Source organism: Brevibacterium salitolerans, from assembly GCF_039531405.1.
Classification (GTDB): Bacteria; Actinomycetota; Actinomycetes; order Actinomycetales; family Brevibacteriaceae; genus Brevibacterium; species Brevibacterium salitolerans.
Genome location: NZ_BAAAPZ010000017.1, coordinates 342,297 through 365,515, shown reverse-complemented (window position 1 = coordinate 365,515; position 23,219 = coordinate 342,297). Strand labels below are relative to the sequence as shown.

The 23,219-nt window shown below is 69.3% G+C and carries 19 protein-coding genes; 16 read left to right on the top strand and 3 right to left on the bottom strand.

Features of this window, described 5'->3' with window-relative positions:
• Positions 1-254 precede the first annotated feature (254 nt).
• From ABD240_RS14835 to solA (ABD240_RS14780), 12 genes are all read left to right on the top strand, one after another.
• The gene (locus tag ABD240_RS14835; protein WP_291796873.1) at positions 255-1,514 is read left to right on the top strand and encodes a sensor histidine kinase; all 1,260 of its coding nucleotides are present in this window, start codon (positions 255-257) and stop codon (positions 1,512-1,514) included.
• 35 nt (positions 1,515-1,549) lie between these two features.
• On the top strand, positions 1,550-2,224 hold the full coding sequence (locus ABD240_RS14830; protein WP_344338103.1) for a response regulator: 675 nt from the start codon (positions 1,550-1,552) through the stop codon (positions 2,222-2,224).
• Positions 2,221-3,165: a VOC family protein gene (locus ABD240_RS14825; protein WP_344338101.1), complete on the top strand. Its 945-nt coding sequence runs from the start codon at positions 2,221-2,223 to the stop codon at positions 3,163-3,165. Before ABD240_RS14830 ends, ABD240_RS14825 begins: the two co-directional genes overlap by 4 nt.
• Before the next feature lie 51 nt (positions 3,166-3,216).
• Positions 3,217-4,260 (top strand): hypothetical protein, encoded by a 1,044-nt coding sequence (locus ABD240_RS14820; protein ID WP_344338099.1) that lies wholly within the window; start codon positions 3,217-3,219, stop codon positions 4,258-4,260.
• Between the two features lie 168 nt (positions 4,261-4,428).
• Positions 4,429-6,063 (top strand): L-lactate permease, encoded by a 1,635-nt coding sequence (locus ABD240_RS14815; protein WP_344338097.1) that lies wholly within the window; start codon positions 4,429-4,431, stop codon positions 6,061-6,063.
• Positions 6,064-6,076: 13 nt separating this feature from the next.
• Positions 6,077-6,301, top strand: coding sequence for a hypothetical protein (locus tag ABD240_RS14810; protein ID WP_291796858.1), 225 nt, complete (start codon positions 6,077-6,079; stop codon positions 6,299-6,301).
• Between the two features lie 70 nt (positions 6,302-6,371).
• Positions 6,372-8,024 carry a gamma-glutamyltransferase gene (ggt, locus tag ABD240_RS14805; RefSeq protein ID WP_344338094.1) on the top strand — a complete coding sequence of 551 codons (1,653 nt, stop codon included), beginning with the start codon at positions 6,372-6,374 and terminating at the stop codon, positions 8,022-8,024.
• A gap of 190 nt (positions 8,025-8,214) precedes the next feature.
• Positions 8,215-9,345: an N-methyl-L-tryptophan oxidase gene (gene solA / locus ABD240_RS14800; protein WP_291795772.1), complete on the top strand. Its 1,131-nt coding sequence runs from the start codon at positions 8,215-8,217 to the stop codon at positions 9,343-9,345.
• Positions 9,346-9,398: 53 nt separating this feature from the next.
• Positions 9,399-10,430, top strand: coding sequence for a TRAP transporter substrate-binding protein DctP (gene dctP / locus ABD240_RS14795; RefSeq protein WP_291795775.1), 1,032 nt, complete (start codon positions 9,399-9,401; stop codon positions 10,428-10,430).
• Positions 10,431-10,462: 32 nt separating this feature from the next.
• Positions 10,463-10,996, top strand: a complete 534-nt coding sequence (locus tag ABD240_RS14790) for a TRAP transporter small permease (RefSeq protein WP_291795778.1) — start codon at positions 10,463-10,465, stop codon at positions 10,994-10,996.
• A gap of 2 nt (positions 10,997-10,998) precedes the next feature.
• A complete protein-coding gene (locus tag ABD240_RS14785; protein ID WP_291795780.1) occupies positions 10,999-12,360 on the top strand; it encodes a TRAP transporter large permease in 1,362 nt (453 codons plus the stop codon).
• Between the two features lie 49 nt (positions 12,361-12,409).
• Entirely contained in the window at positions 12,410-13,561 is a 1,152-nt protein-coding gene (solA, locus tag ABD240_RS14780; protein ID WP_291795782.1) for an N-methyl-L-tryptophan oxidase, read from the top strand.
• 33 nt (positions 13,562-13,594) lie between these two features.
• Here the strand turns inward: solA (ABD240_RS14780) and ABD240_RS14775 are convergent, their stop codons facing one another.
• Positions 13,595-14,794 (bottom strand): PucR family transcriptional regulator, encoded by a 1,200-nt coding sequence (locus ABD240_RS14775; protein WP_344338091.1) that lies wholly within the window; start codon positions 14,792-14,794, stop codon positions 13,595-13,597.
• A 281-nt stretch (positions 14,795-15,075) separates the two neighbouring features.
• Here ABD240_RS14775 and ABD240_RS14770 point away from each other — a divergent pair, with 281 nt between their 5' ends.
• The 3 genes from ABD240_RS14770 to ABD240_RS14760 all read left to right on the top strand — a co-directional run bounded on the left by ABD240_RS14770 (position 15,076) and on the right by ABD240_RS14760 (position 19,249).
• Entirely contained in the window at positions 15,076-16,449 is a 1,374-nt protein-coding gene (locus ABD240_RS14770; protein WP_291795788.1) for an MFS transporter, read from the top strand.
• A 140-nt stretch (positions 16,450-16,589) separates the two neighbouring features.
• Positions 16,590-17,990 carry an FAD-binding oxidoreductase gene (locus ABD240_RS14765; RefSeq protein WP_344338150.1) on the top strand — a complete coding sequence of 467 codons (1,401 nt, stop codon included), beginning with the start codon at positions 16,590-16,592 and terminating at the stop codon, positions 17,988-17,990.
• Between the two features lie 443 nt (positions 17,991-18,433).
• A complete protein-coding gene (locus tag ABD240_RS14760; protein ID WP_291795791.1) occupies positions 18,434-19,249 on the top strand; it encodes a hypothetical protein in 816 nt (271 codons plus the stop codon).
• Here the strand turns inward: ABD240_RS14760 and ABD240_RS14755 are convergent.
• Both ABD240_RS14755 and ABD240_RS14750 read right to left on the bottom strand, forming a co-directional pair.
• Positions 19,242-21,008, bottom strand: coding sequence for an acyl-CoA dehydrogenase family protein (locus ABD240_RS14755; protein ID WP_291795794.1), 1,767 nt, complete (start codon positions 21,006-21,008; stop codon positions 19,242-19,244). The two genes, ABD240_RS14760 and ABD240_RS14755, sit on opposite strands and share 8 nt — an antisense overlap.
• Positions 21,005-21,673, bottom strand: coding sequence for a TetR/AcrR family transcriptional regulator (locus ABD240_RS14750; protein WP_344338086.1), 669 nt, complete (start codon positions 21,671-21,673; stop codon positions 21,005-21,007). The genes ABD240_RS14755 and ABD240_RS14750 overlap by 4 nt, the downstream gene beginning before the upstream one ends.
• A gap of 27 nt (positions 21,674-21,700) precedes the next feature.
• Between ABD240_RS14750 and ABD240_RS14745 the strand changes: the two genes are divergently transcribed.
• Complete coding sequence (locus tag ABD240_RS14745; RefSeq protein WP_344338084.1) at positions 21,701-23,209, top strand: class I adenylate-forming enzyme family protein; 1,509 nt, start codon at positions 21,701-21,703, stop codon at positions 23,207-23,209.
• Positions 23,210-23,219 lie beyond the last annotated feature (10 nt).

The window sequence follows — 23,219 nt, the reverse complement described above, 5'->3', positions numbered from 1 at the left end:
TGCCAGATCAGCAGTTCCCACCGCAGCCGGCCGGCCGGCAGTCGCCTCCTTCCGCATCCGCGGGGCCCCGCCAGGGCCCTCCGTCGGGGGTGCCTGTCGACTCGCACGCGGTCTCACCCTCGCCTCGGACCGGACCGCGTCCGGACGTGCGGCACTCGCCGGCGGAGGTGCACGGGTCGGAGAGCTCCGCGGAGCGGCGGAAGCGCAGGAGGCGGGGAGAAGCACCGCCGAGGGGACTGCGCCGCGCCGGGAAGGTGGGTTCCGGCATCCTCGTATTCGTCCTCGGCATCTGCGGTTCCGCGATGGGGCTCGTCTCCGTCCCCGCCGCCATCAACGAGGACGGCGGCCTGAGCGACGTGGGAGTGCTCGTCTTCCTGCTCACCACGATCGCGTGGGGTTCCGTGTTCCTGCGTTCGCGGCTGCCGTGGGTGCCGTTCGCCGCCGGATGCGTGCTCGCGGCGGGCTGGAGCGATTCCGTGCTGCTCCTGGTGGGCATGTTCCACCTCGTGGTGCGGGGCAGGCGCGTTCATGCGGTCATCGCCGCTGCGGCGGGCGGGGTGCTGGTCGCGGCGGGCGTGCTCCGTCTGTGCCTCGGCCCGGTGGCGAGGAACCCCTTCAGCCTCTTCTTCACGGAGGACCCGGACAATGTGTTCGTCCGCAGCGCTCCGCCTCTCGCCGACGAGTCGCTCCTCGCGATGAACCTCATGACGGTCCTGGCCGGCGTGGTGGGACTGGGCGTGAGCATCGGCTTCGGCATCCTGCTCAGGCGCACGCGCCGCATGAAGGACGTGGAGACGTTCGCGCAGCGGGAGACGGCTCGGAACGAGTCGCTGTCCGCGGAGCTCGCACGCCACTCCGAGCGTGAGCTCCTCGCCCGTGAGCTGCACGACACGCTCTCGCACCGGCTCTCCGTTATCTCCCTGCACAGCGGTGCGCTGGAGGTGAACGGCCCGGGGCCGGATGCGGCGGAGACGGTGACGGCGCTGCGCCGGGAGGCCAAGGCCTCGCTCGCGGATCTGCGTGATCTGGTGGGCGGTGTGCGCGAGGGCACGCTCGGCCGGCAGGGGCCGCTCGCGGAGCAGGCGACGCCGCCCAGCCTCGCGTCGATGCGTTCGCTTCCCCAGCTCGTGGCCTCCGTCCGGGCGACGGGGACCGCGGTGCGGCCCATGATCATCCTCCAGGACGTGGAGAATGCCCCCAGCGTCCTCGACCGGGCGGTCTACCGGATCGCGCAGGAGTCCCTGACGAACGCCATGAAGCACGCTCCCGGTGCTCCGGTGACCCTGGAGGTCGAGGTGTCCGCGGGCGGCGGAGCACGCATCCGGGTGGAGAATCCGATCGTGCAGCCGGCCTCGGCGTCCGGCCCCGGCCACCGTGACCTCGCCGCCTCCGGCTCGGGATCGGGCCTGGAAGGCATCCGCGAGCGCGCCGCGGTGCTGGGCGGCACGTCGGAGCTGGGTCCGCGCGGAGACTTCTTCGTCGTGGACGTGACGCTTCCCCCATTCGGCCGTTGAGCGCAGCCCGGACGGCCTCGTCTAGAGTCGTCTGCATGCCTGAGAACTCATCTGCCGTGCGAGTCCTGCTCGTCGACGACGACCCGATGGTCCTCACCGGTCTCGAGCAGATCCTCCGCGCACCCGCGGACATCGAGGTGGTGGCACGGGCGCAGGACGGTGAGACCGCTCTGGGGCAGGCGGCGCTGCACTTCCCGGACATCGTGCTCATGGACGTGCGGATGCCCGGCATGGGCGGCATCGAGGCGACCAGCCGGCTGGCGAACAGCGCCAGACCTCCCCGGGTCGTGGCGCTCACCAGCTTCGACACGGACGACTATCTGTTCCGCGCCCTCGAGGCCGGCGCGGCGGGGTTCCTCCTCAAGGACATCGGGCCCGCCGAGCTCGCGGAGGCGATCCGGACGGTGCACCGCGGGGAGGGGATCCTCGCGCCGCAGGCCACGCGACGCATCATCCGTGCCTATTCCGCGAAGAAGGATCAGCGCGCCCGGCGCGAGGCGGCGGAGCTGGTCGCCTCCCTCACGGCCAGGGAGAGGGAGGTCGCGGTGCTCGTGGCGCAGGGGCTGTCCAACAGGGAGATCGCAGCGGCGACGTTCTCCAGCGAGGCGACGGTGAAGACTCACCTGGCCAAGGTCAACGCGAAGCTGGATGCGGACAACCGGGTTCGCGTCGCCGTGCTCGTGGAACGGGCCGGTATCGTGGGTGCATGAGAGCGATAGTCCCCACCCTCTGGGCCGATGGCAGCGCCGCCGCAGTCGCAGACTTCTACACGTCCGTCTTCCGGGATGCGCGTGAGACCAACCGCACCCACTATCCCACGGAGGGCCTCCCGGACTTCCAGCAGCACATGGCCGGCGAGATCCTCACCCTCGACCTCGAGATCCACGGTCTCCGGATCTCCGTCATCAACGCCGGGGACGAGTTCCGGCCCAACCCGGCGGCCGGCTTCATGGTCAACCTGGACCCCGCCTTCCTGGAGGATCCGCGCGGCTACCTCGACAGCCTCTTCGCCGCGCTCTCCGAGGGCGGACGCGTGCTCATGGAGCTGGGGGAGTACCCCTTCTCCCCGCGGTATGCGTGGGTGGAGGACCGGTTCGGGGTGAGCTGGCAGCTCATCCTCACCGATCCCACCGGAGAGCCCCGGCCCACCGTCCTTCCGGCCCTCATGTTCTGCGGACCCGCGCAGAACCGCGCGGTCGAGGCCGGTCGTGCCTATACGAACCTCTTCCCCGGGTCGCGCCTCGGCACCGCTGTGCACTACCCGCAGCAGACCGGGCCGGCGACCACGGACGGCGTCATGTTCTCGGAGTTCCGCCTGGGCCCGGCCCAGGACGATCCGCGGGAGGAGTTCTGGGTGACGGCGATGGACTCCGCCGTGGAGCAGGACTTCACGTTCACGCCCGGCTTCTCCCTCCTCGTGGAGGCGGAGGGGCAGGAGGAGATCGACCGGCTGTGGGCTGCGCTCTCCCGCCACCCCGAGGACGAGCAGTGCGGCTGGTGCCGCGACGCCTTCGGCCTCAGCTGGCAGATCGTCCCGGCGGACCTGGGTGAGCTCATGCGGGCGCCGGGCGCGCACCAGGCGCTGATGGGCATGAAGAAGATCGAGATCGCCGGCTTCGGCACCCACGGACTCCTCAGCAACCCTCACTAGAATCGGCAGGAGGTCCGCGCGCGAGGAGCAGACGAGCAGCTGGAGGACACCATGGCCGCATCCCACCCGTGGCGAGCTCTGTGGAAGGAGCACTGCGCACGCAGCATGCCGGTGTACCGCGTGCTCGTGCCGGACTCCGTCCCGCATTCGGTGAGGGCGGCGTGGAGCGCCCGGGGCTACTCCACCGGCGCCTCCCGCCAGACGGGGCCCATGCGGCTGCTCCGCAATCCGGGAGAGACCCGCAACCTCATCCGCTCCAACCTGGTCTTCAAGGGTCTCACCGGTGCGGGAGCGGCCGGCACAGGCATCGCCGGTCTGAGCACCCTCGGTGTCTCTCTCGCCGCTGACGCCGTCGCCACGGGCGGACTCGTCACCACAGGCGTCTTCGCCGTACTCACCGGTGTGACCGGCGGCGTCACCGGCACCACCTACCTCCGCGACCCCAAGCGCCTCTCGAAGAAGGACCGGCAGAAGGCTCAGGAGGCGCGGTGGATCACCCCGGCGACCCTGGGATACGTACCGGGAGGCCGCTCCGCGCAGGACACGGACGAGCAGAGGCTCTTCCACCTCGCCGTCACCCTGGCCGCACGGATCGCCGCGACGCGGTCGTGGACCCATCCCGTCCTCTCCGATCATGTGGCGAGGGTGGACCTCGACAGCATCATCGGCACCCTGGGCGTGCGGCTCGCGGAGCTCTGCGAGGTCCGCATCCAGCTGGAGGAGATGCGCGACTCCGCCGAGGCCGGCCGCGTCGCCGCCTATCTGCGGCGACTGGCGGGCGCCTTCGCCTCGGTGGCGGACCGGGTGGTGAGCATGCACGAGTACCTCGAACATCTGCGCAGCCTCGACGCCCAGCTCATCGCGCTCGACCATTCCGAGCGCACGCGTGAGATGGGGGAGCGGGTGCTCGACGTGGTGGCCCGCACCGCCGGCGACGACGTGGTGGGCACCCACTTCCGCGATCTCAACCTCGAGGCGGAGTCCCACGCGGAGTCCATCCAGCAGCTCCTGGGGGAGCTCGACGAGACGGCGGACGAGTTCGACGATCTGGACTCCCGCATCGCCCAGGCGGCGAAGGGGCTCCCGGAGCGCTGACCGGAGCGTCGGGCGGCGGGTAGCACCTGTGGCTCGGCTGCGGGGATGACGACAGAGCGCGGGCCGCTCTCTCCTATGGTGCGAGATTCAGAGCAGACGGGCCGTGTCCCCTGCTTCGATGGGAATACCTGCTCGGCGCAGAGCAGGGACCCGACGAGAGGACCGTACGTGGAACTCCCCATCGATCTGCTCCACTGGACCCTGGCGGTGCTGCCCATCGCCGCACTCGCGTTCTTCATGATCCAGCTCCGCTGGACCGCCCAGCAGGCCGGGGCGATGGGCGTGATCGTGGTCGCCGTGATCGCGCTTGCCTTCTTCCGCACCCCGGCGGAGACGCTGGGCGTGGCCGGCGCGAAGGGCGTCTGGGACGCGATCTTCATCCTGCTCGTGATCTGGCCGGCGCTCCTCCTCTACCAGTTCATGGTGCGCTCCGGCGGCTACGAGGCCATGCGCCGCGGGATCACGGCGATGAGCCGCAACGAACTCTTCATCGTCGTCGCCCTGGGCTGGGTCTTCACCTCGTTCCTGCAGTCCGTGGACGGCTTCGGCACACCCATCGCGATCGTCGCACCGCTGCTGGTGGCCTTCGGACTCAAGCCCGTGTACGCCGTCGCGATCCCCATCATCGCCCACGTGTGGGCCAAGTTCTTCGGCACGCTCGGCGTCGGCTGGCTCGCCACGCTCCAGGTGGTGGACCTCGATCCCGGCACCGCGATGGCCACCGCCGTCGAGTCCTCCGTCATGCTCACCCTCACGGCGCTCATGGGCGGCCTCACGGTCGTCTGGATGTACGGCCGCTGGGCCGCCGTGCGCCACGGCTGGCCGCTCGTCCTCATCCTCGCCGGCATCCAGGGTCTCGGGCAGTTCCCCGCCCTGCTGGTGGATCCCGTGCTGGCGGCCTTCCTGCCGGCCACCGCCGCGCTGCTCGCGCTCTGGCCGCTGTCCCGGTGGAAGCGGTTCGCGGAGCCGGCGCCCGGCATCGTGGATCGTCCGGCCATGGCCTCCGAGGCGCTCGCCTCCTCTGCCGCGGGCACGGGCCCCCAGCCGCCCATGTCCACGGCCATGGCCTTCTTCCCCTACATCCTGCTCAGCGTCATCGCCGTGCTGACCTCCGTGATCACCCCTCTTGCGGACCTGCTGGGCCGCTTCACGGTGGGCTTCCCCTTCCCTGCCGTGGGTACCGGATACGGGGTGGAGACGGAGGCCGAGTCCGCCTTCTCCGCGCTCGCCCCGCTCAGCCACCCCGGAGCGGGCCTGCTGCTCACTGGGCTCGTCACCTGGCTCGTCTTCTCCGCCCGCGGGTACTTCCGCTCCTGGCAGGTGCAGAAGGAGACGCAGGATCCCGGCGCGCTCCGCGGTCTGCTCGCCTCCGCGATCCCGGCCTCGGTCCCCATCGTCACCTTCCTGGTGATGGCCTCGATGATGAACCACAGCGGGCAGACGGCCACCATGGCGCTGGGCATCTCCGCCGTCGCACCCGCGGCCGTGTACGCGTTCCTCGCCAACGGGATCGGCGTGGTGGGGGCGTTCGCCACCTCCTCGCAGACCTCGTCCAACGTGCTCTTCTCCGCGCTGCAGGTGAACATGGCGGAGCTCAAGGGCCTGCCGGTGTCCACGGTGCTCGCCGCCCAGTCCGCAGGAGCTTCGATCGGGAATGCCGTCGGCCCTGCCAACGTGGTCATGGGCGCCTCCACGGCGGGCATCATCGGCCGTGAGGGCGACATCCTGCGCAAGACCCTGCCGTGGACCCTGGCGGCGGCAGCGGTGACGGGCATCGTCACGGTGGTGATGGTGTATGTCTGAGAGAGGAAACCGCATGACCCATCTGCTCCGCAGCAAGACCTTCTACCTGGGAGTCTCGTTCGTGCTCCTGCTCGCCTCGCTGCCGCTCATCAGCGCCGGTGCCATGGCCGAGGCCGAGGGTGCCGGCACCTCCGCCCTCCTCTGGGCGGGGACGGCCAGCGGCGCCCTGGGCACCCTGGTGCTGCCGCTGCAGCGCTTCCTCACCGGCACGGACCGGACCGGGGACGAGGACGAATGAACGCCCGCACCCTGACAGAGACCCACACCCGGACAGAGACCCGCACACACTGAGATCGAGGAGGATCCCCATGGCCCATCACGCAGCTCCCCGCACCGGTCGTCCGCCCGTCGTCGCCGCGCGCGGCATGGTGACGGCACCGCACTACCTGGCCTCGGAGGCGGGCAACGCGGCCCTGCGCCGGGGCGGGTCCGCCGTGGACGCGGCGATCACCGCCAATGCGGTCCTCGCCGTCGCCTACCCCCACATGGCCGGCCTGGGAGGTGACTGCTTCATGCTGATCGCAGGCGGTGCGGTCCAGGGCGTGGAAGCGCTCGAGGCCAACGGCCCGGCCGCCGCGGCCGCCACCCGGGAGTTCTACCGGGACCATGCCGACATCCCCGTCCGCGGTCCGCTGAGCGCTCTCACCGTTCCCGGCGCGGTCGACGGCTGGCGCCTGGCCCACGAGCGGTACGGACGCCTGCCCTGGAGCGCGCTCTTCGACGACGCCATCGCGCTGGCGGAGGACGGAGTGGCGGTGAGTCGCTCGCTCGCGGACTGGATCGCTGCGGACTGGGACCTTCTCCGGGCGGACGCGCGGATCGCTGAGGTGTTCGCCTCCGGCGAGCAGCCGCTGCGCGAGGGCGCGGTCCTCCGCCAGTCGGCGCTCGCCGTCACCCTCCGGGCACTGGCCAGTGGAGGCGCACGCGGCTACTTCTACGAGGGGGAGTTCGCGCAGCGCTTCGCCCGGGCGCTCGAGGAGCAGGGCTGCCCGCTGCGGGCGGACGACTTCGCCGGCTACACGGCGCGGTGGGTGGAGCCCATCTCCACGACGTACCGGGGCAGGGAGGTCTTCCAGCTCCCGCCGGCCACACAGGGCATGGCGGCGCTGCAGATCCTCAACCTGCTGGAGGGCTTCGACCTGGCGAGCATCCCTGAGGGCGGCGCGGACTACTACCACCTGCTCGTGGAGGCGGTGAAGGTGGCGTTCGCGGACCGCGACGAATGGCTCAGCGACCCCGCGCACGTCGAGATCCCGCTCCGGACCCTGCTGTCCAAGGAGTATGCGGAGGAGCGGCGCGCCCTCATCGACCTCACCCGCGCCCTCGACGGGTCCGCGGTGGAGCCGGGGCTGCGGCGCGGCGACGACGCGCAGAGGCGCACGGCCTCGGGAGACACCAGCTACTTCGCCGCCGCCGATTCCGACGGCATGGTCGTCTCGATCATCCAGTCGCCGTACCACGACTTCGGCGCCGGCATCATCGCCGGGGACACGGGTGTGATCCCGCAGAACCGCGGCTCCTTCTTCTCCCTGGACCCCGCGCATCCCAACACCCTGGAACCGGGCAAGAGGACGTTCCACACCATCATCCCGGCACTCGTGATGGAGGACGGGAAGCCGCTGCTGGCCTACGGGACGATGGGTGGGGAGGGGCAGCCGCAGACGCAGGCGGCGGTGCTCACCCGCATCCTCGACTACGGCTACGACGTGCAGCAGGCGCTCGAGGCTCCCCGCTGGCTCTACGGGCGCACCTGGGGTGAGGACTCCTCCGATCTGAAGCTGGAGGCCCGCATCGACTCCGGCACCGTGCGCGAGCTGCGGCTGCGCGGGCAGCCGGTCGCGATCGCACCCGCATGGGACGGATCGCTGGGGCACGCGGCGGCGATCCTCGTCAACCGGGAGACGGGCATGTACGAGGGCGGGGCGGACCCGCGCGGGGACGGGCAGGCCGTGGGGCACTGAGACGCAGGGTACGGCGCTCCGGCTGACTTGCGAGCCGGCCCACAGCGAGCCGCGTGCTTTCGACAGATGTCGAAAGCACGCGGCTCGCGTTTTGACTCCTGACTGAAGACCGCGCGAGCGGGGTCTGATTGCATGAGAGCACCGTGTGTCGGAGGTCACGCGGTCAGTGCGAATGAGGAGTCTCAGACACATGACGAAGCCCAGAATCGGTGTCATCGGCGTGGGGTCCATGGGCAGCATGGTCCTGTGGCAGCTGGCGAAGGCGGGAGTCGAGGCTGTCGGCTTCGAGCAGTTCGGGATCGGCCACGACCGCTCCGCGGCGGGCGGAGAGTCCCGCATGTTCAGGACGGCTTACATGGAGGGCGCCGACTACGTCCCGCTCCTCAAGGCCTCGCGGAAGCTCTGGGAGGAGCTGGGGGAGGAGACGGGCCTCGAGCTTCTCACCCTCTGCGGCGGACTCATGATCGGGCCGCGCGATCACCCCAGGATCGCCAATGTCATCCGCTCGGTGCGCGAGTTCGCGATCGACCACGAGATCCTCGAAGCGGAGGAGACGATGCGCCGGTACCCGCAGCACCGGCTCGGCGAGGGTGAGATCGCGGTCCTGGACCGGGAGGCGGGCTTCATGCGCCCGGAGCTGGCAGTCTTCGCAGCCGCGGAGCGGGCAGAGACCCTGGGCGCGGTCATCCACCGGCACACTGAGGTGGAGGCGATCGAGGAGACGGCCGCGGGCGTGAGGGTGAGCGCCGGAGGGCGCAGCCACGAGTTCGATCGCGTGATCGTCACGGCCGGACCGTGGACGGCGCGGTTCTTCCCGGCACTGGAGGAGAACCTCGTCCCGCGCAAGATCGTCATGACCTGGTATCTCTCCTCCGAGCCGGCGCGGTTCGCCTCCGAGAGCTTCCCGGTCTTCGGCAGGGTGGGCGGTCCCATCGACATCTTCGGTGTGCCCGCGCTGGAGGGGACGATGACGAAGATCGGCAGCGTCGACACCTTCGGCGACGTGCCCGACCCGGGCGCTCTCCACCGCGATGTCGAGCTCGCAGAGCTTCGCCACATCAACGGCGAGGTGGAGCGCTGCATGAACGGCCTGCGACCGGATCCCGCACGAATCTCGGTGCACATGGACGGGTACACGACGGACGAGCACGCAGTGGTGGGTGCGGTCCCCGGCAGCGAACGGCTGTTCGTCATGGGCGGCTACTCCGGCCACGGCTTCAAGCTCGCACCAGTCATGGGGGAGATCGGGAAGGATCTCGTCCTCACCGGATCCACAGCGCACGGCATCGATCACCTGGCACCGGGGCGCTATCTGTCCTGAGTGGTGTGCTCGTCCAGCGAATGCGGGGATCGCCCCCGAGGAATCGAGGAGTCATGAGAACGACCATGTACACACGTGCCGCGGGCGTCGCAGCAGCGTTGGCCCTGGGCATCGCCGCAGCCGGCTGCGGCAGCACCGATGGCGGTGGAGGAGGCATCACCCTGCGGGTGGCTGGGCAGAACAACGAGGAACACCCCAACACCACGGAGCTCGAGGCGATGGCCGAGGCCGTGGCGGAGGGGACCGACGGTCGGGTGACGATGGAGATCTACCCGAACAATCAGCTGGGTGACTACACCCTCATGTACGAGGAGATCAGTCAGGGAACGGTGGACATGGGGCTCATCTCCACGCCCACCCACCTGGACAGCAGACTGGAGATCCAGTTCCTGCCCTATCTGGTCACCACGTACGAGGACGTGCACGAGCACTACACCCTCGACTCCGTCCTCGGGCAGTCGATGCGGGAGATTCACCAGGATCAGGGCATCGAGCTGCTGGGGCTCTTCGCGGAGGGCTTCGGGGGGATAGCGACGAACAAACCGGCGGCAGACCCGGCCGACCCCACCGTCGACAAGGGCGTGCAACTGCGGGTCCCGGAGATCGCCATCACCGCGAAGAACACGCAGGACCTCGGGTTCAGCACTGTCTCCATGGCATACGCCGATGTCTACCAGGGGCTGCAGACCGGCGCGGTCGAGGGCTGGACCGGGGGCCATCCGCTGGTGAACTACCTTCAGTTCCGGGATGTCATCGACCACTACTACCAGTACAACAACTTCTTCGAGACGACACATGTCCTCATCAACCAGGAGACCTTCGAAGGGCTGTCCGTCGAGGACCAGGAGGTCATGCGCGAGGCCGGTCTGCAGCTGACCGAGAACAGCTACGAGATCGCGGAGTCGATGGAGGAGGAGTACCGCGGAAAGCTCGCAGACGAGGGCACCGAGGTCGTCGAGTTCAGCGAGGAGGAGCTGCGCTCCCTCGCCGAGCATTCGCGCACCCAGTCGTGGCCGGCCCTCGACGACCCGCAGCAGGTGGAGCTTTTGGAGAAGGTCGCTGAGTCCATGGGCCTGGACTACTGAGAGCTGGCCCCGAGCGGTTGGAGGTGGTGCATATGAAGACTGCATTGGCAGCAGGCGCGCGAGGGCTCCTCGCAGTGCAGCGATGGATCATGTTCCTGTCCTGCGCGCTCATCATCGTGGGGCTCTTCAGCGAGGTCGTGCTCAGGTACGCCTTCGGGACGAGCATCCTGGGGATGAACGAGCTCATCGTCATCCCCGCCCTCTGGATGTACTTCATCGGTGCGTCGTATGCCTCCCATCAGGGCAGCCACATCTCTGCGAACGTGCTGCAGGTGTACCTGCGCGGGGAGCGGGCGCGGGCGGTGCTCAGGCTGGTGATCGCGGTCATCAGCCTGGGTCTGGCCCTCGTGTTCACCTGGTGGGGTGTGCTCTACCTCGTCAGCAGTGCGGAGCGAGGAGGGACCACTAGCGTGTTCGGGCTGCCGCTGCTGCTCTCGCAGAGCGCCGTCACCTGCGGATTCGTGCTCATGACCCTGTACGCGCTCACCGAAGTCCTCAGAGCGGCGCGCGAGGTGCGCGATGCAGGGGAAGACCGTGCGCTCGCACGGGAAGAAGGAGAGGACTGACCATGGAGATTCTCATCGGACTGCTCCTGCTCATCGTCATGCTGGTGGTGGGAGTGCCAGTCTTCTGGACGTTCCTCGGTGTGGCGATCTTCCTCGTGGTGAGCCTCGACTACGACCCGATCTTCCTCCTGCCCTACGGCTACAGTCAGCTGAACTCGCCTCTGCTCCTTGCGATCCCTCTGTTCATCATCGCAGGGAAGCTGATTGAGCGCGGAGGGTTGGGCGATGTCATCGTCGAGTGGACGGAGGTCTTGCTGGGGCGTATCAGAGGTGGTCTGGGAGTCACGACCGTCGTCGCGTGCGCCATCTTCGGTTCCATTTCCGGCAGCGCACTCGCCGCTCTCTCCACCATCGGCTCGATCATGTTCTCCAAGCTGCACCGCGCGGGGTATCCGCGAGGGTTCGCGGCGGCACTGGTGGCGAACGCCTCCATCCTGGGCCTGCTCATCCCTCCCAGCGGCATCATGATCCTTTACGCCTGGATCGCCAACGTCTCCGTACTGGCCGCGTTCCTCTCGACACTGCTGCCGGGGATCATCCTCCTGGTCCTGCTGAGTGCGATCAATCTGATCTTCATGCGAGGCAGGATGCGTCGTGGGGTCTCGGTGGGAGCGAAGGCGGGGGCGATGGGCAGGATGGGAGAGACGCCGGTCTCCCCGCAGGTCCCGGAGCGGATGCCGTTCGGAACGCAGGCGAAGGCGTTCGGGGCGAAGACGGTGAAGGGGATTCCTGCACTCGTCCTCCCGGTCATCATTCTGGGCGGAATCTACGGTGGTGTCTTCACTACCGTCGAAGCCGCTGTGGTGGCTGCGCTGTATGCGATTCCGGTGGGTCTGTGGGTGTACCGCCGCCTGCGCGTCTTCGAGCTCAGGGAGGTGCTCATCGAGGCGGCGGGCACCACCGGCGTGGTGATGGTGATGGCCTACGCGATGATGATCCTCAGCCGGGTCTTCACGATGGAGAACCTGCCTACGGCAGTGGGGGACTTCCTCTTCGCGATCTCGGAGAGCCCCGTCGTCATCCTCATCATGATCAATGTCTTCATCATCATCCTGGGCATGCTCATCGACGATGTGAGCGGCACGCTGCTCATCACGCCCATCCTGCTGCCAGTTGCGGTGGGGATCGGAGTGGACCCCATCCACTTCGCGGCGATCCTGGGGGTCAACCTCGGCATGGCGAACATCACTCCGCCCACGGCCCCGCTGCTGTACTTCGGCAGTCAGCTGGGCAACGCACCCATCAACGAGATGATGAAGCCCACGCTGGTCATGATCTTCTGCGCCTGGATTCCCACCCTCATTGCCACGACGTACATCCCGGAGCTCTCGCTCTGGCTGCCACAGATGATCCTCGATTACTGAGCGCACGCGCGACCGACCGTGGATCGGCGCGGGCGAGAACGGAGCAGACATGCAGCGAGCCGAGTTCGGCGTCATCGGAACCGGCACTCTGGGTGCCATGGCGCTGTGGCACCTTGCCCGGAGCGGACGGGAGGTCGTCGGCTTCGAGCAGCACTGGCCCGGCCACCAGAGGGGTGCAGCCGCGGGCGATACACGGTGGGTGCGCACGGCTTCCGAAGAAGCAGGCTGCGTGCCTCTCATGCAACGCGCCATCCCGCTCTGGCGGGAACTCGAGGAGGAGACGGGGCAGCGGCTCCTCGATCTGTGCGGAGGCCTGTACGTGGGTCGCGCGGACTCGTCCTTCATCCGAGGCGTGGCGCAGAACTGTCAGGAGTTCTCGCTCGCGCATGAGGTCCTCACCGCAGGGGAGATGCGTCGGCGGTTCACGCAGTTCGCCGTCGTCGACGACGAGGTGGGCATCTTCGAAGAGGCGGCAGGGCAGGTGCATGCGAGCCTTGCAGTCGCTGCGGCCGCCGGTGCTGCCCAGCGGCGCGGGGCGCGTCTGCTCAGCCGCACCCGCGTCGAGGCGGTGGACCTGACGGCAGACGGCGTTGTCGTCCGAGCTGCGGGCGAGGACTGGTGCTTCGACAAGGTTCTGATGGCCACTGGGCCTTGGGGCCGCGACCTGCTCCCGGATCACATTCCACACCTGGAGGTCGAACGCTTCCTCGTGTCCTGGTATCCGCTTGCTCCTGCGCATGAGCGAGGAAGCGCGCGTGAGCCGATTCTGGAACGCCAGGGTGCTGAGCACATCTTCGGGAGCTGGCCCTCTGTCGACGGACTGACCGCAAAGGTGGGCTTCGCTGCCCCTGTCGATCGGCTTGCGCACGCTGCGGACATGCACCAGGAAATCGCTGCCTCGGTAGTCGAGCTCACCGACGCTTATGTGCGCCGATGGCTGCCTGGGCTCCTTCCGCACAGTGTGCGCCATGCGGTGGGTATGGATGCACATGTCTCGGACCGAGGATTCCTGCTCGGCCCGAGTGGGCGTGACCCTCGGGTCGTGCTGGCGCTGGGAATGGCCGGGCACGGATTCAAGATGAGTCCGGCGACGGGATCCGCTGCTGCGGACTACCTCATGCATGGTGAGTCCCACGCAGACCTCGCCGCCTATCTGCCTGAGCGGTTCCCGGTGCTCCCCTTCCTCGACTATCGGGTGTGAGTCAGGAACCGCACCGGCGGGGGACACGGCTGATCACCGGACACGGTCGCGGAGCACGAGCCAGAGATGGAGCATGAGCCGATCGTGTCCGGAGCTGAGATCCGTTCCGGTCGCCTCCTCGAACTGTCGGAGTCGGTAGTAGACGGTCGTCCGGTGGAGGTGCATCTCCAGTGCCGTCGCGGCGGCGTTCCCTCCGGCGTCCAGAAAGGACCGCACAGTCGCGAGCGACTCGGCAGGCTGCGCGTCCACCGTGCTGCGCAGAAGTGCAGGCAGACCGGCGGACGGGATCTGCGCAGGCACCGCGCAGTGCAGGAGACCCCAGAGAGGATGATCGTCCCAGAAGATGCGCCGGTCGGTCTGTGCCTCCGTGAATGTGAGGGCAGCTCGGGCCTGGTCGTAGGAGACACGGGCATCTTCGGGAACCACAGGCCCTCCGATTCCGATGCGGGTGCCGGTTGCGGCATCGGGGCGCAGGGCCTCAAGACGCCGGAGCAGAGAATCGGTGACGATGCGGGCGGCGCCTCCGTCGGCCTCGACGGTGTCGAGGAGCGCGAACACGTGGTCTCCCACGAGGGTGAGCGATTGGCAGTCCCGGGCTGAGGTGCTCTGACTCCATGCGCGCCGCAGAGTGGAGAGGACGTCGGGATCCGTCGCCGCTGCCTGTGCTCCCGGAGCGGAGCCGATGACCACGGCGACAGCATGCCGACCAGTGCCGAAGAGACCGCGGGCGCGCAGCGTGTCCAGGGCAGCGGTGCGACAAGTGGATTCCTCGGAGAGGAGAGAACGCAGTGCTTCGCCTATCTCCTCATCCGTCTCCACCCGGCGGACCGCACGATCCAGCATCAGTTCCACGAGTTCCTCCTCCGCCTCCCGGCATGCGGCATAGTCGCTCTCGGAAAAGGCGTCGTCGTGGATGATCCACATGAGCCCGAGCAGTTCGGTTCCCGCGCGCAGCGGATAGATGAGCCGGTCGTTCTCGAACCCGAATCTGTGCATTGCCGGCAGCAGATACGGTTCCGTCCACGTGCGCAGACCATGGGAGAAGACGTATTCGCGCACAGGCCCCGGAGTCTGCCGTTCGACCAGGGTGCGAAGGCGGATCATGTCCTCGTCACCGAACTGGTGAGAGCTGTGCCCGATGTAGTTGAGATCCTCGTCGTCCACGGCGACGCTGCGGCGGATGCGATGGGCGAGCCTTTCGATCACATCCATGATCGTGTCTCTGTTCGACATATGTCGAAGGTACCGCGCAGGTCACCGCGATGGAACACGGCGTCCCTGCGTTGCGGCCACTGTTCGCGGGTGGGGACGTGGTGATCAGCTCCCCGCGGGTCCGTCTGCACGCGCGAACGGCGGTCGAGGCGAGCGGCGCTGGTCCTCGAGAACCTGCCCTGCCTCGAAAGCGGGAGAGCCTGGCCCGCCAGATCGACGTCGCTGCGGTCTGCGACGAGGGTCGGTCTCACGGAAGCCCTTGAGGTGCTCGCGGAAGCGCCCAGCGCCTATATGATCCCTTCATGCCACACGACAGCAGCGCGCCGGCAGGCGCTCCCGGCGGCAGCGCAGCCGCCCAGCAGGACGCCGTGACGGAGAAGCGCATCCTGCGCAAGGTCACGCTCCGCCTCATCCCGTTCATCATCGCGATGTACTTCATCAACTACCTCGACCGGACGAACCTCAGCATCGCGGGTCCGGGCGGCATGAACGAGGAGCTGGGGCTGACAGCCACGCAGTTCGGCTTCGCCGCCGGCGTCTTCTTCTTCGGCTACCTCCTCCTCGAGGTGCCGTCGAACCTCGCTCTCCACAAGTTCGGCGCGCGCGTCTGGCTGGCCCGCATCCTCATCAGCTGGGGCATCCTCGCCTCCGTCATGGCGTTCGTGCCCAACGCCGGCTGGCTGTACGTGGTGCGGTTCTTCCTGGGCGTGGCCGAGGCCGGCTTCTTCCCGGGCATCGTCCTGTACCTCACCTACTGGTTCCCCAACAGCGTGCGTGCCCGGGCGACCGCCCTCTTCATGCTTGCCATCCCGCTGTCCAACGTCGTGGGTGCGCCGTTCTCCACCTGGCTCATCGAGGTGGGCAACTCCCTCTTCGACTTCTCCGGCTGGCGCTTCATGCTCTTCATCGAGGGCCTGCCCGCCGTGGCGCTGGGCATCATGTGCATCTTCTACCTCACGGACCGCCCCAAGGACGCGAAGTGGCTGACGGCGGACGAGCGCACCTGGCTGCAGGGCCGCATGGACGCCGAGGCCGATGCCACCGCCGCCTCCCACCACACCGGTGTGAAGGCCTCCCTGGGCAATGTGCGCGTGTGGGCGCTGGGCTTCGTGTACTTCGGCTCCGTCTACGGCCTCTATGCCCTCAGCTTCTTCCTGCCCACGATCATCACCGGGTTCTCCGAGCGGTTCGGCACGGAGTTCAGCCTGGTCCAGGTGGGTCTCATCACCGCCATCCCCTACGCGTTCGGCGCGGTGGCGATGTTCCTCTGGTCGCGTCACGGCGACCGCACGGGGGAGCGCGTCTGGCACGCCGCACTGCCGCTGTTCGTGGGCGCCGTGGCGATCTCCGTGGCCCTCTACCTGACCTCGCCGTTCACCACCATGATCGCCGTCACCGTCGCCTGCGTGGCGATCTGCTGCGCGCTGCCGTGCTTCTGGCCGCTGCCGCAGGCGTTCCTCACGGGCGCGGCCGCGGCAGCCGGCATCGCGCTCATCAACACGATCGGCAACTCCGCGGGTTTCCTCGCCCCCTACGTCACGGGCTGGCTCACGGACCTCACCGGCACCTCGAACGCGGGCATGTGGGCGGTGGGCGGCGCCATGGTGGTCGCCGGCATCATCGTCCTGGCGCTGCGCGGCGGCGCGCCGGTGCAGAAGACCGTCCCGGCGGAGTGAGTGCAGGAGTAGCCTTACCGGGTCCGGCACCGTGGATGGGCGCCGGCACCCGCCCCCACACGTGAAGGAGACCTCGTCCCATGGACAGCGCGCGGATGGACACGGCACGGACGGACACAGCTCGGGCGAGCGCCGTGCGGATGGGGCCGGCGCAGATCGCCGAACAGCTCGGCCCCCGCCTCGGCGACGGCGTCCTGGTGGTCGACCCGGACGTCATCAGCGCACACTCCAAGGACGAGGCCCTGTTCTGCCCGCACGACGGCGCGGTGGCGCTGGTGCGGGCGAAGACTCCGGAGGACGTGCAGGAGACTCTGCGATTCGCCCACGCGCACCGCGTCCCCGTGGTGCCCCAGGGCGCGCGCACCGGCATCTCCGGCGGCGCGAATGCGAGCGAGGGTGCGATCCTCCTCAACGTCTCCGCGATGAACGCGGTCCTGGAGGTCAACACCGCCGAACGCACCGTGCGGGTGCAGCCGGGCATCATCAACCAGGACCTCAAGGACCACCTGGTGCCGTTCGGGCTGTCCTACCCGCCGGACCCGGGCTCGGTGGCGATCTCCTCGATCGGCGGCAACATCGCCACCAACGCCGGCGGGCTGTGCTGTGTGAAGTACGGCGTCACCAGGGACTACGTCCGCAGCATCGACGTGGTGCTCGCAGACGGCACGCGCACCACCTTCGGCCCGCAGACGGCGAAGGGTGTGGCCGGTCTGGACATGCGTGGGCTGTTCATCGGCTCCGAGGGCACACTGGGCGTCGTCGTCGAGGCCACACTGCGGCTGATCCCGCTGATGCCGGAGCCCGTCACCGCGATCGGCATCTTCCCGGACGAGCGCTCCGGCCTGCAGACGGTCGCGGACTTCATGGCAGCCGGCGGGCAGCCCAGCCTCTTCGAGTTCCTCGACGGCACGAGCATCCGGATGCTCACCGCCTACGGGGACTTCGGTCTGGACGAGGAAGCCGGCTCGATGCTGCTGGTGCAGTTCGATCAGACGCCGGCCGAGGCCTCGGCCATGCTGGAGCAGTTCCAGGCCGTCGCCGAGGCCGCGGGCGCGCTCGACGTGGCCGTCTCCGATGATCCCGCGGACTCCGCCGCACTCATCGCCGCGCGCAGGATGATCCAGCCCGCGTACGAGAAGTTCGCGCACGCCCACGGCGGCGGACAGCTGCTCGACGACGTGTGCATTCCGCGTGCGGCCATGCCGGAGTTCTGCGAGCGGCTCACGCAGCTGCGGCAGCGGTCCGACCTCACGATCGCCCTGGTGGCGCATGCCGGTGACGGCAACACGCACCCGTCCGTGTTCTTCGACGCGAACGATCCCGCGGAGACGGAGAAGGCCCAGTCCGTGTTCGGGGAGATCATGGGGATCGGCCTGGAGCTGGGCGGCACGATCACGGGCGAGCACGGGGTGGGGCACCTCAAGGCGAGCTGGCTGGCGAAGGAGCTGGACGAGGGATCCCGGTGGGCCCAGCGGGCCGTCAAGGACGCCCTCGACCCGCACGGGATCCTCAACCCGGGGAAGATGCTCTCCCACATCTGAGCTGCGTGCCCTGGGCGGCTGCCTGCTGCCTGCCGCCGCGCGGTGAGTCGACGCACGGACGCTCGCGCTGTGCGGAGCCAGTGTCTCGGACCTGCCGGGAGTGTTCGCCTTGCCTTCTCGCGGAGTGCCGTGGAGGATCGTGTCAGCAGGACGATCTGCCCGCAGGCCAGCGCGGCAGGCACAGACGATCGCCGAGGTGGCCCATGCCGGAGCCCATGCACGACCCGTCCCCGCAGGGAGCAGGGGCGCAGCCGCAGGGTGCTCAATGGCCCCAGCCGCAGGAGCAGGGACCCCAGCAGCAAGCGCAGTGGCCTCAGGCTCAGCCCCAGCCCCAAGCGCAGCGGCCCCAGCCGGAGCCGCCTCATGCAGGCTCGCAGCAGCCGCGCGGACCGGACGCACAGCCGTCGGCCTCCGGTGGGTGGCGTGAGCGCGGCGCAGCACTGGTGGATCGCGGCCGGACAGCCGCCGCCGGGGGCGCGCAGCACCTGCAGGGCGCTGCCGCAAAGGCCGCCGGCGCAGCGCGGGAGGGCTGGCAGCAGCGAGACGCGATCCGCGAGAACGCCGCGGACCGTGCCCGTCGCTGGACGGACTCGGGGGCCTCGGCGGCGGATGCGGTCTTCACCAGAGCGGCCGAGCACTCCTCAGCGGCGGCCGCACGCGGACAGCAGGTCGTCGACACCGCCGCCGCGCATTCCACCGCGGCCTGGGAGCGGAGCCAGGAGGCGTACCGGGCCGCGAGCTCCGTACCCGTCGACGCACAGGGCCGGCCGCTGCGCCCGTGGGAGGTGCGTGCTGCTGCAATCCTGGGGCTCGTCGCGCCGCTGTTCGTGGTCGCGGCGATCATCATGATGGCGACCACGAGCGGACGGACGCTGCGCATGCTCGGATTCCTGCTGCAGAGCGCGGGGAGCACGACGGAGGCCGAGGCGCTCACCACCGCCGGCGAGGTCTCCTCCGGGCTCGCCCAGGTGATTCTGGCAGTGGGCATCACGATGGGCGTCGTGGTGATCGCCGCCTTCGCGCTCTACGCGTGGCGGGTCCTCGCCGGCCGAGGCCGCGCGCGCTGGATCGCGCTCGCCGCGCTGGTGCTGGCGTTCTTCCTGGTCACACCCCTCAGTCCGATCCTCATGACCTGCTTCCTGCTGCTCGGCACCGCGAGCGTGGTGTGTGCGTTCCTGCCGCGCGCCTCGGCCTGGTTCGCCCGGCACCGTACCTTCGCCGGACCGCAGTCCACTCCGCACAGCGCACCTCTCACCTGAGTGAGGTGCCCGTGGAGCGCTCCACCAGCAGGTCGATCGCCACGCCGGGAGGCAGTGCGCCGTACTCGCGGCCCCGGTCCGCGCCCAGGCGCGCGAGCACGAACGACTCGGCCACGGCCTCGGGCGCGGACTCCTGCAGCACGGCGGCCTGCAGGAGCAGCGCCATCCGTTCCACAAGCACGCGGCCGCCCTGCTGGAGCTGTGCCATCGCACCCGCGTCCCCGCCCTCGATCACCGTCGCGGCCCGGGTGAGATCAGCGGCGAGGCGTTCGTAGGCCGCATCGAAGTCCGCGTACCGCCCCAGCCCGGACTCCAGGTAGGCGAGGAACGCCTTGGCACTCTGCGGGCTGCGGGAGAGCGCGCGGATGACGTCGAGGACGATGACATTGCCGGAGCCCTCCCAGACCGCCATCACAGGCTGCTCCCGGTAGCGCATGGCCAGCGGGAAGGACTCCGTGTAGCCGTTGCCGCCCAGGCACTCGAGCGCCTCGTAGGCGTGCTCTGGCCCGCGCTTGCACACCCAGTACTTGGCGACGGCAGTGGCGATCCGGCGGAACTCCGCGGCGTCACCGGATTCTGCGGTGGCGCCGGTGCCCGCGGGAGCGCGTGTGCCGGAGGCGGTGTCCTGACCTGCGTGTGCGCCCGCGCCCACGGCGTCGTGCGCCGAGGCGATGTGGAGTGCGGTCCAGGTGGCGGCCTCGGCCTCGAGCTGGAGGTCTGCGATGACAGCGCGCATGAGCGGCTGGTCGATGAGCCGCGCGCCGAACGCGGAGCGGTGCGAGACGTGCCAGGCGGCCTCCGCGACGGCCTGCCGCATTCCCGCCGCGGAGCCGAGGATGCAGTCCAGGCGCGTCCGGCTGACCATCTCGATGATGGTGCGCACGCCGCGGCCTGGCTCTCCCACGAGCCAGCCGTGCGCGGCGTCCAGCTCGATCTCGCTCGAGGCGTTGGACTTGTTGCCCAGCTTGTCCTTGAGGCGCTGGATGCAGAGCGGATTGCGTTCTCCGCCGGGCAGGATCCGGGGCACCAGGAAGCAGCTGACCCCTTCCTCCAGCTGTGCGAGCACGAGGAAGGCGTCCGACTGCGGCGCGGAGCAGAACCACTTGTGGCCCGTGAGCAGGAAGTGCCCCTCCGTGACGCCGCCGAATCCCTGTGGGGCGCCCTCGTACGGCACAGCGCGGGTGGTGTTGGCCCGGACGTCGGAGCCGCCCTGCTTCTCCGTCATCGCCATGCCGAAGGTCACGGCGTCCTTCTCCGCGGCGTCGACGAGGCGGGGGTCGTACTCCCGGGAGAGCAGGCGCGGCACCCAGAAGTCCGCGTGCGGGGTGCCCTGCAGGGTGGCGACGGCCGAATGCGTCATCGACACCGGGCAGCCGTGCCCCGGCTCCACCTGGCTGAACAGCATGAATCGCGCCGCGCGTTCCGCGTTCGCACCGGGCCCGGTGGCCTGCCAGGCGGCGGAGTGGGCACCCGCTGCGAGCGCCTCGCCGATGATCCGATGGTAGCCGGGGTGGAACTCCACATGGTCCACGCGGTGGCCCCAGCGGTCGTGGCTGGAGTGCCGGGGCGTGCTCTCGTGGACGAGGGCGGCGTCGTGCTGGAACGAAGCGCTGCCCACGAGCATGCCGATCCGTGAGAGCTCTGCGAGATCTGCCGCGGGCGCGTACGTGCGCACGGCCTCGACGAGTGCGGTGTTCGCGGCGAATTCGTCGACCTCCGTGCGCGGTGCCGCCTGGTTCTCTACGGTGTGCGTGGTCATGGTGAGACTCCTATGGCTCGATGGGTGAAGACGGTCATGTCCGCGATGAGCGCTGCGGCCTCCGCCTCGCTGAACTCGCTGCGTCCGGAATCGTGGATGGGCTCCTGCAGGCAGCCGCTCAGGGCCCCGGACAGCGCGCGTGCCGTGAGGCCGGTGTCCTGCTCCGGGATCTCGCCGGCGTCCACGCCGGCCTGCAGACGGGCGGCGATCGCCGCGGCATAGCTGGTGCGGAAGGAGAGCCGCTCGGTCTCGACGTCCGCGGGCAGGGCCTCGAAGAGGAGGGCGTCGGCCAGGCGTGCGCCGGCCAGTGCGCGGGAGATGAAGGTGGAGACGAGGCCCGAGGCGGCCTCGGCGACGGTCTCCGCCTCCTCCAGCGCGCGGGTCACGGCCGCGAGCTCGTGCCCCGCGGCGTGGGCGAAGGCGCCGCGCAGGAGCGCTGCCCGGTCCGGGAAGTACGTGTAGAGCAAGCCGGGGGAGCAGCCGGCACGGGCGGCGACGGACTTCACCGTCGCGCTTGCGAAGCCGGATTCCGTGAGGAGCGCGCGGGCGGCCTCCGCGATGGAGGCGGCGCGGTCCGCCGCGTTCTGCCGCGTGCGCGGGGTGGATCTGTACAGGGTGCTGCGCTCCTTTCCGGCAAGAATTGAATCGTGGTTCAATAGACGCATTGTGACACCTAGCACAGGGAGTGGGCAATGAAGCTCAGCACGATGCTGCGGACGACCGTGAGGCGCGTTCCGGAGGGAGAAGCACTGGTCAGCGGTGAGCGACGGTGGACCTACCGCGCGCTGCTGGAGGACGCGGAGAAGGCCGCCCGTGTGCTCGCGGACCGCGGCGTGAAGCCCGGGGACACCGTGGCGGCGATGTCCTTCAACGAGCCGGAGTTCCTGCTCACCGCCTTCGGCTCCTGGATCCTGGGTGCCACGTTCGTGCCGGTGAACCACAAGATGCAGGCGCCGGAGGTGGAGTACACCGTGCGGCATTCGGGCACAGTGCTGGGAGTGGTGAGCGGGGAGCTGGCGGAGATCGCCCGGAAGGGCGGACCGGACATCGGATGGCTCACCACCGCCGAGCTCTCCGCACTCATCGCGGAGGCGGAGCCGTGGGAGGAGACCCACGACGATGACGAGGCACCCGCCCAGGTCCTCTACACCTCGGGTACCACGAGTGCGCCCAAGGGGTGCGTGCACCTCCACCGCACGCTGGTGCAGCTCGCCACTCAGCTCTCCCTGAACCTGGGCTACGAGAGCGACGAGCGCATCCTCGTGGCGATGCCCATCTGGCACTCAGCACCGCTCAACGTCTGCACGCTGCCGGTCCTCTTCATGGGCGGCACCGTGGTCCTGCAGCGGGAGTACCACCCCATCGGCTCGCTGGAGATGATCGCGCAGGAGTCGATCACGACCTTCTTCGGCCCCACGGTGGCGTACCTGGCGCCCTTCCGCGCCTGCCAGGCGGCGGGGCGGGACTTCGCGGACTTCGACTTCTCGACCGTGCGGCGCTGGACGTTCGGCGGCGCGCCCATCGACGCAGCGGCGACGGAGAAGATCGTCAGCAGCTATCAGCCGGGCGGGCACTACCAGCTCTTCGGGATGTCCGAGACCGGGCCCAGCGGCTCCGTGCTCAGGCCGGAGGAGCAGCTGCGCAAGCCCGGCAGCATCGGCCGTGCCGCGATGCTGGGCGTGCAGATGCGCGTGGTCACCGCCGCAGGGGAGGACGCAGATCCGGGGGAGTCCGGGGAGATCTGGTTCCTCGCGGACACCACCATGAAGGAGTACCTGGGCAATCCGGAGGCCACCGCCGCCGCGTTCGAGGGGCGCTGGTACAAGACCGGGGACATCGCGCGGGTGGACGAGGACGGTTACCTGTACGTGGTGGACCGGATGAAGGACGTGGTGATCGTGGGCGGGGAGAACGTCTTCTCACTCGAGGTCGAGGAGGCGATCGCGCTCCACCCGGAGGTTGCGGACGTCGCCGTGGTGGGCAGGCCGGACCCGGAGTGGGGCCAGCAGCTCGTCGCGTTCATCACCCCGGTGGAGGGGGCCGAGGTGACTGCGGAATCACTGCGCACGTTCCTGGAGCCGCGGCTGGCCCGGTACAAGATCCCGCTTGAGGTGGTGCTGCGGGAAGCGCTGCCGCGCAATCCCTCCGGCAAGATGCTCAAGCACAGGCTGCGCGAGGACGCGGCGGAGCTGGCCGGCTGAGGCATGCCTG

Excerpts from the sequence above, each read along its gene's own strand:
- ABD240_RS14830 (WP_344338103.1), top strand. The coding sequence starts at position 1,550 with ATGCCTGAGAACTCATCTGCCGTGCGAGTCCTGCTCGTCGACGACGAC.
- ABD240_RS14825 (WP_344338101.1), top strand. The coding sequence starts at position 2,221 with ATGAGAGCGATAGTCCCCACCCTCTGGGCCGATGGCAGCGCCGCCGCA.
- ABD240_RS14820 (WP_344338099.1), top strand. The coding sequence starts at position 3,217 with ATGGCCGCATCCCACCCGTGGCGAGCTCTGTGGAAGGAGCACTGCGCA.
- ABD240_RS14810 (WP_291796858.1), top strand. The coding sequence starts at position 6,077 with ATGACCCATCTGCTCCGCAGCAAGACCTTCTACCTGGGAGTCTCGTTC.
- ggt (WP_344338094.1), top strand. The coding sequence starts at position 6,372 with ATGGCCCATCACGCAGCTCCCCGCACCGGTCGTCCGCCCGTCGTCGCC.
- solA (WP_291795772.1), top strand. The coding sequence starts at position 8,215 with ATGACGAAGCCCAGAATCGGTGTCATCGGCGTGGGGTCCATGGGCAGC.
- dctP (WP_291795775.1), top strand. The coding sequence starts at position 9,399 with ATGAGAACGACCATGTACACACGTGCCGCGGGCGTCGCAGCAGCGTTG.
- ABD240_RS14790 (WP_291795778.1), top strand. The coding sequence starts at position 10,463 with ATGAAGACTGCATTGGCAGCAGGCGCGCGAGGGCTCCTCGCAGTGCAG.
- ABD240_RS14785 (WP_291795780.1), top strand. The coding sequence starts at position 10,999 with ATGGAGATTCTCATCGGACTGCTCCTGCTCATCGTCATGCTGGTGGTG.
- solA (WP_291795782.1), top strand. The coding sequence starts at position 12,410 with ATGCAGCGAGCCGAGTTCGGCGTCATCGGAACCGGCACTCTGGGTGCC.
- ABD240_RS14775 (WP_344338091.1), bottom strand. The coding sequence starts at position 14,794 with ATGTCGAACAGAGACACGATCATGGATGTGATCGAAAGGCTCGCCCAT.
- ABD240_RS14770 (WP_291795788.1), top strand. The coding sequence starts at position 15,076 with ATGCCACACGACAGCAGCGCGCCGGCAGGCGCTCCCGGCGGCAGCGCA.
- ABD240_RS14765 (WP_344338150.1), top strand. The coding sequence starts at position 16,590 with ATGGGGCCGGCGCAGATCGCCGAACAGCTCGGCCCCCGCCTCGGCGAC.
- ABD240_RS14755 (WP_291795794.1), bottom strand. The coding sequence starts at position 21,008 with ATGACCACGCACACCGTAGAGAACCAGGCGGCACCGCGCACGGAGGTC.
- ABD240_RS14750 (WP_344338086.1), bottom strand. The coding sequence starts at position 21,673 with ATGCGTCTATTGAACCACGATTCAATTCTTGCCGGAAAGGAGCGCAGC.
- ABD240_RS14745 (WP_344338084.1), top strand. The coding sequence starts at position 21,701 with ATGAAGCTCAGCACGATGCTGCGGACGACCGTGAGGCGCGTTCCGGAG.